General features: G+C 74.7%; 10 protein-coding genes. 1 reads left to right on the forward strand and 9 read right to left on the reverse strand.

The features are described from left to right. Positions 1-22: 22 nt before the first annotated feature. Together ACIF6L_RS15330 and ACIF6L_RS15335 are read right to left on the reverse strand one after the other, a co-directional pair. On the reverse strand, positions 23-1,420 hold the full coding sequence (locus ACIF6L_RS15330) for a M20/M25/M40 family metallo-hydrolase (RefSeq protein ID WP_396487332.1): 1,398 nt from the start codon (positions 1,418-1,420) through the stop codon (positions 23-25). A gap of 229 nt (positions 1,421-1,649) precedes the next feature. Continuing rightward, a complete protein-coding gene (locus ACIF6L_RS15335; RefSeq protein ID WP_359804889.1) occupies positions 1,650-2,561 on the reverse strand; it encodes a glutaminase in 912 nt (303 codons plus the stop codon). Between the two features lie 111 nt (positions 2,562-2,672). Here ACIF6L_RS15335 and ACIF6L_RS15340 point away from each other — a divergent pair, with 111 nt between their 5' ends. Beyond that, complete coding sequence (locus tag ACIF6L_RS15340; protein WP_396487334.1) at positions 2,673-3,509, forward strand: DUF1963 domain-containing protein; 837 nt, start codon at positions 2,673-2,675, stop codon at positions 3,507-3,509. A 39-nt stretch (positions 3,510-3,548) separates the two neighbouring features. Here the strand turns inward: ACIF6L_RS15340 and ACIF6L_RS15345 are convergent, their stop codons facing one another. The 7 genes from ACIF6L_RS15345 to ACIF6L_RS15375 all read right to left on the reverse strand — a co-directional run bounded on the left by ACIF6L_RS15345 (position 3,549) and on the right by ACIF6L_RS15375 (position 12,307). After that, positions 3,549-4,556, reverse strand: coding sequence for an LLM class flavin-dependent oxidoreductase (locus ACIF6L_RS15345; RefSeq protein WP_329491468.1), 1,008 nt, complete (start codon positions 4,554-4,556; stop codon positions 3,549-3,551). Between the two features lie 97 nt (positions 4,557-4,653). After that, positions 4,654-6,105, reverse strand: coding sequence for a GH1 family beta-glucosidase (locus tag ACIF6L_RS15350; protein WP_329491467.1), 1,452 nt, complete (start codon positions 6,103-6,105; stop codon positions 4,654-4,656). A gap of 27 nt (positions 6,106-6,132) precedes the next feature. Then, positions 6,133-6,969, reverse strand: a complete 837-nt coding sequence (locus ACIF6L_RS15355; protein WP_396487336.1) for a carbohydrate ABC transporter permease — start codon at positions 6,967-6,969, stop codon at positions 6,133-6,135. A 5-nt stretch (positions 6,970-6,974) separates the two neighbouring features. Then, positions 6,975-7,916 (reverse strand): sugar ABC transporter permease, encoded by a 942-nt coding sequence (locus tag ACIF6L_RS15360; protein WP_352290682.1) that lies wholly within the window; start codon positions 7,914-7,916, stop codon positions 6,975-6,977. A 23-nt stretch (positions 7,917-7,939) separates the two neighbouring features. Further along, the gene (locus ACIF6L_RS15365; RefSeq protein WP_396487338.1) at positions 7,940-9,226 is read right to left on the reverse strand and encodes an extracellular solute-binding protein; all 1,287 of its coding nucleotides are present in this window, start codon (positions 9,224-9,226) and stop codon (positions 7,940-7,942) included. Positions 9,227-9,570: 344 nt separating this feature from the next. After that, positions 9,571-10,659, reverse strand: a complete 1,089-nt coding sequence (locus tag ACIF6L_RS15370) for a LacI family DNA-binding transcriptional regulator (protein WP_396487340.1) — start codon at positions 10,657-10,659, stop codon at positions 9,571-9,573. Positions 10,660-10,804: 145 nt separating this feature from the next. Continuing rightward, positions 10,805-12,307, reverse strand: coding sequence for a glycoside hydrolase family 16 protein (locus ACIF6L_RS15375; RefSeq protein WP_396487342.1), 1,503 nt, complete (start codon positions 12,305-12,307; stop codon positions 10,805-10,807). Between the last annotated feature and the right edge of the window lie 189 nt (positions 12,308-12,496).

The following is a 12,496-nucleotide window of genomic DNA, read 5'->3' on the forward strand; positions in this document are numbered from 1 at the left end:
GGGACCGCCCGGGCGCCCGGCGTCAGCAGTGGCGCAGGAAGCGGTCCAGGACGCGCGTGCCGAACTCCAGGGCCTCCACCGGGACCCGTTCGTCGACCCCGTGGAACAGCGCGGCGAAGTCCAGTCCCGGGGGCAGCCGGAGCGGGGCGAAGCCGAAGGTGCGGATGCCCAGGCGCTGGAACGACTTGGCGTCGGTGGCGGCGGACAGCATGTAGGGCAGCACCCGGGAGCCCGGGTCCTCGGCCGCCAGCGACAGCGCCATGGCGTCGACCAGTTGGCCCTCGAAGGCGGTCTCGACGGCCGGCAGGCTGTTCCACTCCTGCTCGATGCCGGGCCCCAGGAGCGCGGCGACCTCGGCCCGGAAAGCCTCCTCCCGGCCCGGGATCACCCGCGCGTCGATCTCCGCGCGGGCGGTGGAGGGCACCACGTTGGCCTTGTGGCCGGCATCGAAGCGGGTGGTGTTGGCGGTGTCGCGCAGGCTGGCCCCGATCAGCCGGGCCGCGTGCCCGAACCGGGCCAGCGCCGCCTCGGGGTCGCTCTCGTCGAACGGCACCCCGGTGATCTCCGCGGCCCCTTCGAGCAGTTCGCGCACCGCGGGGGTGAGGACGACGGGGAACCGGTGCGACTCCAGCCGGGTGACGGCGGCGGCGAGCCTGGCGATCGGGTTGTCGTCGTGCAGCAGCGAGGCGTGGCCGGCCGTGCCCCGCGCCTTGAGGCGCAGCCAGACCGCCCCCTTCTCCGCCGTCCCGATCAGGTAGGCCCGGGTGGCGTCACCGAAGCTGACGGAGAATCCGCCGACCTCGCCGACCGCCTCGGTCACGCCCTCGAAGAGTTCCGGCCGGTGGTCGACCAGCCACCGGGCGCCCTGGAAGCCGCCCGCCTCCTCGTCGGAGACGAAGGCGAAGACCAGGTCGCGCGGCGGCAGGACGCCGTCGCGCCGGTGACCGCGGGCCACGGCCAGCATCATGGCCACCATGCCCTTCATGTCGACCGCGCCCCGGCCCCACAGGTAGCCGTCGGCGACCTCCCCCGAGAACGGGTGCACGCGCCATTCGGCCGGGTCCGCCGGGACGACGTCCAGGTGGCCGTGGATCAGCAGGGCGCCGCGCTCCCGGTCCGCCCCGGGCAGCCGGACGACGACGTTGCCCCGGCCCGGGGCGCCGGCCTCGACGTAGGTGACGTCGTAGCCGACCTCGGCCAGCTTGGCCGCCACGTACTCGGCCGCCGGGCGTTCGGTGCCCACCCCGCCCGCGTCCGCGGTGTTGGTGGTGTCGAACCTGATCAGGTCGCTCGCCAGGGCGACCACCTCGTCCCACGGCCGCGGCGACGAACCGCCGGGGCCGGTCGGGGCGTTCGCGGACGGGCCGTCAGGCGCGCCGTGGGCGGGCGGCGGGGAGGGCGAGGTGGTGCGCGGCGCCATGCTGGGGCTTCCTCCCTGCTGGGCGGGCGAGCGGGCGGCCGCTCCCCCGGTGACCGGTACCCGTCGATCAGTACCACAGGACCGGGCGCTCCCGGGGGCCGATCGTTCACTCCGGCCGCCGACGCGCACGGATCCGCCGACGCGCACGGATCCGGCGCCACGGCGGGATCCGGCGGTGCGACCGGATCCGGCGTGCCCGGCGTGCCCGGCGTGCCCGGCGTGCCCGGCGTCAGAAGACGGACCAGCCCGTGGCCGTCGTCAGCGCGTCCAGGGCCGCGACCCCCAGCACCGAGTTCCCGGCCGCGTCCAGGCCCGGGCCCCAGACGCAGACCGTGCCCCGGCCCGGCAGCACCGCCAGCACGCCGCCGCCGACCCCGCTCTTGCCCGGCAGCCCCACCCGGTAGGCGAACTCCCCTGCCGCGTCGTAGGTGCCGCAGGTGAGCAGCACCGCGTTGATCCGCTTGGCCTCGCTGCGCGACAGCAGCCGCGAGCCGTCGGCGCGGGTCCCGTGCCGGGCGAGGAAGAGCCCGGCCAGCGCGAGGTCCCGGCAGCTCGCCTCGATCGCGCAGTGCGCGTAGTAGTGCGCGAGCACGCTGTCGACCGGGTTGCGCAGGTTGCCGTAGCTGGCCATGAAGTGCGCCATCGCGGCGTTGCGGTGGCCGTGCTGGGCCTCGGAGGACGCCACCGAGTCGTCCACCGCGACGGCCGGGTTGCCGGACTCCACGCGCAGGAAGTCCCGGACCGCGCCGACGGCGTCGCCGGTCAGCTTCAGCAGCCGGTCGGTGACGACCAGCGCGCCGGCGTTGATGAAGGGGTTGCGCGGGATGCCGTTCTCGGACTCCAGCTGGACCAGCGAGTTGAACGGGTTGCCGGACGGCTCGCGGCCGACCCCGCGCCACAGCTCGTCGCCGCCGTCCGCCAGCGCCAGGGCCAGGGTGAACAGCTTCGACACCGACTGGATCGAGAACGGGTGCTCCCAGTCCCCGGCGCCGAACACCGCGCCGTCCACGGTGGCGATGGCCATCCCGAAGGCCGTCGGGTCGGCCTGGGCGAGGGCCGGGATGTAATCGGCGACCCGCCCCCGGGCGGGCGCCCGCCGGGCCGCCTCCATCGCCTCCTGGAGGAGCAGCTGGTAGTCCATGTCGTTCACGCTGCCATTGTCGGCCACCCCGCCGGCCTGGGCCGACCCGGCCCCCGAAGTCGGGGCCGGGCCCCGACCCCGGCTGTCGGCGGCTGCTTCTAGAGTGGCGCCATGACGCGCCCCAATCCTGTGACCGCCGACGACGGCCGGACGCTTCGACGGCTGATCGGCGACGCCGGCCTCGGACCCTGGGAGGCTGAGCTGATGGGGCTGGCCGAGCACGGCATCGCCCTGGGCCCGCGCCCCGCCGGCCACCGGGGGCCGGAGCCGTTCTCCCGGTGCGGCGGCGTACCGGCCGTGCCGCCCGGCTTCGTCTGGCCGGGGGCGGAGCCGGGGCCGGACGCGCTGCCGGACTGCTTCGTCGCCCAGATCGACCTGGCGGAGGTCGCGCCGGCGGACGCCAACCACCTGCTGCCGCCCCGCGGCCTGCTCTACTTCTTCTTCCCCGGCCACGACGGCTTCGGCGGCCGGGACGCCGTCACCGTGCTGCACTTCCCGGACGCCACCGCCGACGGCACCGCGCCCTACGACGTGGCCTCCGATCCGGCGTTCGCCGATCCCGAGGCGGGCTGGGGCGCCCCGCCGTGGGAGTTCACCGGGCCGCCCGCGCCGCTGTACGCCGCCGGCAAGGCCATGCTGGCGCAGGCCGTGCGGTTCCACGACGATCCCCCGGTCGACCTCCCGGAGGAGGCGGTGGACCGGCTGACCGCGCTGCCGTCCGCCGCCCTGGACGTCGCGCCGCGGCACGGTGCCTGGATGGTGCTGCTCGGCCCCGATCCGGAGACGGACCAGTACGTGGTGCCGCCGCGCGGCCGCGGTCCGGAGCGCATCCTGCTCGCGGCGGGCCGCCCGGAGTTCACCGGGTGCCCGCTCTACTACGTCATCCGCGACGAGGACCTGGCCGCCGCCGACTTCAGCCGGGTCGAGGCCGTCACCGTCCAGCACTGACCGGTCCGGGGTGAGGCCGCCTCCCCGGCGGAGCGCCGGTCAGCGCGGGCGGACCGCCTCGGCGAGCAGGCGGTAGGAGTCGAACAGCGCCGCGCGGTCGTACGTGCTGGTGGTGACGAGGAACTCGTCGGCCCCGGTGCGGGCCACCAGCGCGGCGAGCTCAGCGGCGGCCTGCGGCGGGGTCCCGGCGATGTGGCCGCGCAGCGACTGCTGGTAGGCCGCGCGCTCGCGCGGGCCCATCTCCCGGCCGAGCACCTCCTCGGCGGGGGCCAGCGGCGGGAACTCGCCGTGGGTCCGGGCGTGGGCGCTCGCCCAGGCCTCGGCGACCAGCAGCCGCTCGGCCTCTTCGGCCGTTCCGGCGACCGCCACCGTGCCGGAGACCACCACGTACGGCCGGGCCGCCTGTGCGGAGGGGCGGAACCGGGCGCGGTAGCGGTCGATCGCGGCCAGCATCCGGTCCTCGCCGCGGACGGCCCCGATGACCAGCGGCAGCCCGGCCTCGGCGGCGATGTCCGCGCCCGCGCCGGTGGCCAGGACGAAGGCCGGGACGTCCAGGCCCTCAGCGGGGCGGGCGTGGACGTCCCGGTGGGTGCGCCCCGACCCGTCGAAGTAGCCGAGCAGCTCGGCCAGTTGCTCGCCGAAGCGGTCTGCGGCGTCCTTGTCCCGGCCGAGCGCCCGCCGGACGCCGTCGGTGAAGGCCACGGAGCGGCCCAGCCCCATGTCGATCCGGCCGGGGAAGAGCGCGGCGAGCACCCCGAACTGCTCGGCCACGACCAGCGGCTGGTGGTTGGGGAGCATCACGCCGCCCGTGCCGACCCGGATCCGGTCGGTGGCCGAGGCCACCGCCGCGGCGAGCACGGTGGGCGCCGACCCGGCCACGCCGGGGACGCCGTGGTGCTCCGACACCCAGAACCGGTGGTAGCCGAGCCGCTCGGCGTGCCGGGCGAACGCCACCGTGTCCCGCAGCGCCCGCGCGGGCTCCTCCCCCCGTCTCGTCCGGGAACGGTCGAGCACCGAGAGGCGGATCGCAGGCGCGGCAGTAGTCACCTCAGCGGCAACCACCACCGTCCGGGACCGCATTCCCGGCGCTGGCGCCGGGGTCACCGGCGCCGGGTCACGGCGGACCCAGGACGGCGGGCGGGGCTCAGGCCGGCGGGTCGGCCGCGCGGAGCTCGCCGGTGCGGACCACCTCCGCGTACCAGCGGGCGCTGTCCTTGGGCGTGCGGCGCTGGGAGGGGAAGTCCACGTGGACGATGCCGAACCGCTTGCCGTAGCCGTACGCCCACTCGAAGTTGTCCAGCAGGGACCAGAGGAAGTAGCCGCGCACGGGCGCGCCGGCGGCGATCGCGCGGTGGACGGCGGCCAGGTGGGACCGCAGATAGGCGATCCGCTCGGGGTCGCGCACCGCGCCCGAGGGGTCGCCGTAGTCGTCGTAGGCGGCGCCGTTCTCGGTGATCAGCAGGGGCAGGCCGGGCAGCTCGTCGCGGAGCCGGGTGAGCAGCTCGTACAGGCCCTCGGCGTCGACCGGCCACCCCATCGCGGTGCGCTCGCCCTCGGCCGGCAGGAAGCGGATGCCGTGGTCGGCGGGCCAGGGGGAGCGCTCGCCGCCGTGGCCGTCCTGGCGCGGGGCCGGGTCGGCCGGGTCGTCGGCGGCGACCACCGTCGGGGTGTAGTAGTTGATGCCGAGCGCGTCGAGGGGGCGGGAGATCTCGGCGAGGTCGCCGTCGCGGACGAAGGACCAGTCGGTGACGCCGGCGGTGTCGGCGAGCACGTCGGCCGGGTAGCGGCCGTGGAACACCGGGTCGAGGAAGATCCGGTTGGCCAGCCCGTCGATCCGCCGGGCGGCCTCGCGGTCGGCCGGGTCGTCGCGGTGCGGGCGCACGGCCGCCAGGTTGAGGGTGAGCGAGACCCGGGCCGTGGCCGGGAGTTCGGCGCGCAGCGCGCCGACGGCGAGGCCGTGGGCGAGCAGCAGGTGGTGGTGGGCGGTGAGGGCGGCGGCCGGGTCGGTGCGGCCGGGGGCGTGGACGCCGCTGCCGTAGCCGAGGAAGGCGCTGCACCACGGCTCGTTCAGGGTGGTCCAGGAGTCGACGCGGTCGCCCAGCCGGGCGGCGGCCAGGGCCGCGTACTCGGCGAAGCGCCGGGCGGTCGACCGGTCGGTCCAGCCGCCGCCCGCGGCGGGGCCGCCACCGGCCGGGGTCTCCAGCTCCTGCGGCAGGTCCCAGTGGTAGAGCGTGGCCACCGGGGTGATGCCGTGCTCCAGCAGCCCGTCGACCAGCCGGTCGTAGAAGTCGAGCCCGGCCTTGTTGACCGGGCCGCTGCCGCCGGGCTGGACGCGCGGCCAGGCGATCGAGAAGCGGTAGGCGGGCAGGCCGAGTTCGGCCATCAGCGCGATGTCCTCGCGGAACCGGTGGTAGTGGTCGGTCGCGATGTCACCGGTGTCGCCGTTGCGGACCTTGCCGGGCGTCCGGCTGAAGGTGTCCCAGATGGACGGGGTGCGGCCGTCCTCCCCGGCGGCGCCCTCGATCTGGTAGGCGGCGGTGGCCGCGCCCCAGAGGAAGTCGGCGGGGAACACGAGGGGTCGGGCGTGGTCGGTCATGTCACCTTCCGGTGGTGTGGGTCGGGGTCAGCCCTTGACGGCGCCCTGCATGATGCCGCCGACGATCTGCCGGCCGAGGACGCCGAAGACCAGCAGGACGGGGAGCGTGCCGATCAGGGTGCCGGCCATGACGATCGACTGGTCGGGAACGTACCCCTGCCCCAGGGACTTCAACGCGACCTGCACGGTGGGGTTCTGCGAGCTGAGGGCGACGACCGGCCAGAAGAAGTCGTTCCAGGTGGCCATGAAGGTCAGCATGCCCAGCACCGCCATGCCCGGGCGGGCGGCCGGGAGCACGATCGAACGGAAGATCCGCAACAGCGAGGCGCCGTCGACGCGGCCGGCCTCGACCAGTTCGTCCGGCAGCGCCTGGACCAGGTACTGCCGCATGAAGAACACCCCGAAGGCCGAGACCAGCGAGGGCAGGATCACCGACGGCAGGGTGTTCTGCAGGTCGAGCCGGACGATCACCATGAACAGCGGGATCACGCCGAGCTGCGGCGGGATCATCATGGTGGCGACGGTGACCGCCAGCAGCAGGCCGCGGCCGCGGAAGCGCAGTTTGGCGAAGGCGAAGCCGGCCAGCGTCGAGGAGAGCACCACCCCGGCCGTGACGGTGGCCGCGACGATCAGCGAGTTCAGCAGCGCGTCGCCGATCGCCGCCTGCTCCAGCGCCGCGCCGATGTTGTGCAGCAGGTTCGGTCCGGGGGTCAGTGCCGGTGAGGCCGAGCTGAGTTCGGCGTTGGAGCGGCTGGCGGCCACCAGCGTCCAGTAGAAGGGGAAGGCGAACACCAGGGTGGCGGTGATCAGCACCACGTGGACGAGCGGGCCGCCGTGCAGCGGGGAGCGCGGGTTCGGTCGCATGCGGGTCACCGGTCCGTACGGTTGCGCCGGGCGGCGATCGCCGCGTTCAGCAGGGCGAGGACGACGATCAGCAGGAACATCACCCAGGCCACCGCGGCCGCGCGCCCGAGGTGGAAGAAGCTCCAGCCCTGCTCGTAGAGGTAGAGGCCGAGGGTCTGGTACTGGTGGGAGATCCCGCCGCCGGCGTTTCCCTCGTAGAGCAGCGGTTCGCCGAACAGCTGGGTGGCGCCGATGGTCGACACCACCACGGTGAAGACGATGGTGGGGCGCAGGCCGGGGACGGTGACGTGGCGGAACTGCTGCCACCGGGAGGCCCCGTCGACCGCCGCCGACTCGTAGAGCTCGCCGGGGATCGCCTGCATGCCGGCCAGGTAGATCAGCGCGTTGTACCCCGTCCACCGCCAGGTGACGATCGCGGAGACGCCGAACTGCGAGGCCCAGGTGCCCGCCTGCCAGTCCACCGGGCTCAGGCCGGCCTGGCCCAGCACCCAGTTGATCAGGCCGTAGTCCCGCCCGAAGAGCTGGGCGAAGACCAGCGTGGCGGCCGCCACCGAGGTCGCGTACGGCATCAGCATCGCGACCCGGTAGAAGGACCGGCCGCGCAGCCGGTAGTTGAGCAGGTGGGCCAGGCCCAGTGCCATCAGCAGCTGGGGCACGGTGGAGAGCACCCCGATGGTGAAGGTGTTGCGCAGCGCGTTCCAGAAGAACGGGTCCGCCAGCAGGCGGGTGTAGTTCTGCGCGCCGACCCAGTCCATCCGGTCGGTGGTCTGCAACTCGACCCGGTGGAGCGAGACATAGGCGGTGTAGAGCAGCGGGAAGAGCCCGAAGGCGGCGAACAGGACGAAGAACGGGGCGAGGAAGCCGTAGGGCGCGAGCCGGCCGGCCCGGCGGGCCCGGGGCTTCGCCGGGTCGGCCGCGGGCAGGCGGGCGGCGGAGGTGATGGCCATCGTGGTGATCTGCCGATACCCCGTCAGTTTCCGTTGGCCTTGGTGATGTTGTCCATCGCGTGCTTCCAGGCCGTGTCCGGGGCGGTGCCGGTCCGCTCGACCTCGCCCAGGGCGTCGGTGAAGGCCTTGCCGATCACGCCGTCGTCCACGCCGAGCACCTGGGCCGGCATGGCGGCCGCCGACTCGCTGAAGATCCGGCCGATCGGCGCGTTGTTGAAGTACGGGTCGGTCACGTCCTTGATGGCGGCCTGCGCGCCGGTGGACGACGGGAAGGAGCCCTGCTTCGTGAAGAGGGTGGTCTGCTGCTCCTTGGCGGTCAGCCAGGCGATCAGCGCGGCGGCCTCCTTGGGGTGCTTGGCCGTCCTGGGCACGGCGAGGTAGGAGCCGCCCCAGTTGCCCGTCCGGCCGGGGCCGGGGGCGACGTCCCAGCTGCCCGAACCGGCCTCGCCCGCCTGGCCCTTGATGTAGCCGAGCATCCAGGCGGGGCAGCTCAGGGTGGCGAACTTCCCGGTGCTGAAGGCCTTGTTCCACTCCGGGGTCCACTGCGGGAGCTTCGCGCTCAGCCCGTCCGCGACCAGCCGGCCGGCGTCGGCCCAGGCGGTCCGCACGGCCTGGCTGCTGTCGAAGACCGGCCTGCCGCTCTCGTCGGCGTAGCGCACCTTCTGCTGGCCGACCTCGGCGGTGAAGAGCCCGGCCGCACTGTCCGTCCAGGTGTTGCCGGCGCCGGCCGTGGCCACGTACTGCTTGCCGAGGTCCAGGTAGCCCTGCCAGGTCGACCAGCGCTGGGCCAGCTCGGTGCGGTCGGTGGGCAGGCCGGCCGCCTTGAACAGGTCGGTGCGGTAGCAGATCGCCTCGGGGCCGATGTCGGTACCGGCCCCGAGGACCCGGCCGTCGGCGGTCTTCACCGCGGCGCCCTTCCAGGGCACCAGTTCGTCGTTGACCGAGCCGAGCCCGAGGGTCTTCAGGTCGGTGAACTTGTCGGCCTGCTTCTGCAGCACGCTCGCCACCCGGCCGACCTCCAGCCCCTGGATGTCGGCCAGGCCGCCGCCGCCCGCGAGCTTGGTCTGCAGGGCCTGCCAGTACTGGCCCTCGTCCTGGGTGTCGGTCTGCTTGACCGTGACGTTGGGGTGCAGCTTCATGTACTCCTCGTAGAGGCCGCTCTCTTTGAAGCCGAAGGTGCCGAAGAGGTCGACGGTGATGGTCACTTTGCCGTCGGCGGCGTCGGCCGATCCGGCGGAGCTGCCGCAGGCGGTGAGCAGGAGGGTGGCGGCGAGGGCGGTGCTGGCGAGCACGGCGGCGGAGCGGCGCATGAGGACTCCCTGGCGGGGCGGGTGGGGTGCGGTTCGGGCGGCGCGGGGCGAGCGGGGGCGTGGGGGTGCGCGGACGAGGGGGCGCGAGGCGGTGCGTCGAACGGGTTCTGAGAGCGCTCTTGAGAGCGCTCTCAGTGCGTTGAGAGGAGAGTGCCGTGCGGGCGGCGCGATGGTCAAGAGGCCGAAACCCGAACGTAATCTCCGGGATATCGTCGACCCGCGTTCAGGCCTTGAACGCAGGGGTGGAAAGGGTTACTCCGGTGGGACGGCGAAGCGCCCGACCGCCCAAGCCCCGGCCGGTCAGGTGCCCGCCGGTCAGGTCCAGCCCGTCCGGCCGAGGCCGGTCAGGCCGAGGCGCGCAGAACCAGCCGGGTGGGGGTGATCACGGAGGTGGGGCCCCCGGGGCGCAGACCCGACGGGAGGCCGCCCGCCGCTCCGCCGGCCGCCCCGGGCCGCGCACCGGCACCGGCACCGGCGAGCCGGCGCAGCAGCAGCCCGGCCATCAAGCGGCCCATCTCCTCGATGTCCTGGCGCACCGTCGTCAGCGGCGGCTCCGTCCAGGCCGCGATCGACTCGACGTCGTCGAAGCCCACCACGGCGACGTCCTCCGGCACCCGGCGGCCGGCCTCGCGCAGCACCCGCAGCGCGCCCGAGGCCATCGCGTCGGAGGCCGCGAACACCGCGTCCAGGTCGGGTCGGCGGGCCAGCAGTTCGGCCATCGCCCGGCCGCCGCCGTCGGGGGTGAAGTCCCCCTCGGCGATCAGCGCCGGGTCGCCGTCGGGCAGCACGTCCCGGTAGCCGTCCAGCCGGTCTATCGAGGAGGTCTGGTCGAGCGGGCCGGTGACGGTGGCGATGGCCGTGCGCCCCAGGGCCCGCAGGTGGCCGACCGCCAGTCGGGCACCGCCCCGGTTGTCGCTGTCCACGTAGACCAGGTCGTGGTCGGAATCGGCGCCCGGCCAGCCCGGCCGGCCGCCCACCACGAAGGGCAGCCCGACCTTGCGCGCCATGTCGGGCAGCGGGTCCGGCTGGTGCAGCGAGAACAGCAGCGCGCCGTCCACGTGCCCGCCGGCCAGGTAGCGGCCGACCCGCTCGTAGTCGTGCTGGTCCTCGACCATCATCAGGACCATCTGGTGGTCGGCGGCCGACAGCTCGCGGCCGATGCCGCGCAGCTGCTGGGCGAAGAACGGGTCGGAGAAGAGCCGGCTGCCGGGCTCGGCCACCACCACGGCGACCGCCCGGTTGTGCCGGGTGACCAGCGTCCGGGCGGCCGGGTTCGGGACGTAGCCGAGCTCGTCGACGGCCCGTCGGACCTTCTCCCGCAGGGCCTCACGGACGCCCTCCCCGCCGTTCACCACCCGCGACGCCGTGGCCCGGGAAACCCCGGCCCGTTCGGCGACCGACTCCAGCGTCGGACGCGGCGACTGCTCCGGCACCGTGGGCTCCTCTCGCGCGTGAACGCTTCGTCCCCAGAGCCTAGCGGGTCGGTCGCCCGTCGCTGAGAGCGCTCCCAGAACACCCGGGCGGGCACGCCGGAGCGGTGGCGGGCGACTGCCGTCCGCCACCGCCCGGCACCCCGGGTCAGGTGGTGCTGAACGTGAACCAGTTGACGTTGACGAAGTCGGCCGGCTGCCCGCTGGTGAAGGTCAGGTAGACGTCGTGCCTGCCGGTGGTCGCGGCGATGTTCGCCGGGACGGTCGTCCAGCTCTGCCAGCCACCCGTGTTGGCCACGGCGAAGGAGCCGATCGGCGCGGCGGTCCGGCTGTCGAGGCGGACCTCGACCAGTCCGCTGACGCCGCCCGCCGCACCCGAGGCCACCCGCGCCTTGAACTGCCGGGCCGGGGCCGTCCCGAAGTCGACGCCCGGGTACAGCGCCCAGTCGCCGTTGGCGAGCGCGGCGAGGTTCTGGCCGCCGCCGCTGTCGGTGGTGGCCTCCCGGGCCGTCCCCGACTGCCCGCCGTAGGCCTCGGCCTGGATGGTGCCGTACGCGCTCCCGGTGCCGCCGGGGGGCGGCGTGGTCGGCGGCGTGGTGGTCGGCGGCGGCGTGGTCGGCGGCGTGGTGGTCGGCGGCGGCGTGGTCGGCGGCGGCGTGGTCGGCGGCGTGGTGCCGCCGCCCGAGCGGTAGACCGCGACGTAGTCGACCAGCATCGGCACGCCGGAGGCGGTCGCGGCGGTGGGCGTCCGGTGACCCGCCACCGGGTCCGGGAAGGCCCCGCCCATCGCGACGTTCAGCAGGATGAAGTGCCCGTGCGCGGTGGCCGCGTCCCAGGTGGCGGCGTCCATCTGGGCCGAGGTGACGGAGTGGAACTGCACGCCGTCGACGTACCAGCGCAGCTGCTGCGGGCTGACGCTGCGGTCCCACTCCAGCGCGTAGGTGTGGAAGTTGCCCTGGCAGGCCGAGCCCGGGCAGGCGTGCACGGCGCCGAGGCCGGTGGTCTCGTTGCACGGGCCGCCCGGGTTGCCGCCGCAGTGCAGGGTCCCCCAGACCTGGTTGACGCCGTTGACGTTCTCCATCAGGTCGAACTCGCCGATGGTCGGCCAGTTCCAGTAGTTGCCGCGGTACGGCGCGCCCAGCGTCCAGAAGGCCGGCCAGTAGCCGTCGGCGGCCGGGCCGGTCACGTTCGGCATCTGGATTCGGGACTCGATCCGCAGCTTCCCGCCGGCGGGCGGTTCGAAGTCGCTGCGCCTGGTCTCGATCCGGCCGGAGGTCCAGTTGCCGGCGGCGTCCCGGATCGGGGTGATGCGCAGGTTCCCGGCGCCGTCCTGGCGGAGGTTGGCGGTGTTCGCGGTGTAGCTCTGGACCTCGCCGGTGCCCCAGTTGGCGGCGCCGCCGGGGTAGCTGGTGCCGGTGTCGACGATCCAGTCGGCGGCCGCCGGCAGGGTGTCGGCGGCGCCGCCGAAGTCGTCGCTCCAGACGGTGGTCCAGCCGGCGGGCGCGGGCGGGACGGCGGCCGTGGCGGTGCCGAGCAGCGCCGCGCAGAGCGCGGTGGCCGCGCCGGCGGCGGTCAGCACGGTGGTCAGTGCGCGGCGCGGGCGCCGTCTGCGGGTGGCGGTGGTCGCGGGTGGGGTGTTCGTTCCGGACACGGTGGTGCACCTCCGTGGGGGGACGGTCGTGGGGGTGACGGTGCGGTGGGAGCGCCGGGGCGGGGCCGCGGGGGCCCCCCCCCCCCCCCCCCCCCCCCCCCCAACACCCCCCCCACCCCCGCGGGGGGCGGCGCCGGGGCCCGGAGCAGGTCCGGCCACCCGGGGGTGTTTTTGTGGGTGTGGGCCGGG

The sequence above is a fragment of the Kitasatospora sp. NPDC086009 genome (assembly GCF_044540385.1).
GTDB lineage: Bacteria > Actinomycetota > Actinomycetes > Streptomycetales > Streptomycetaceae > Kitasatospora.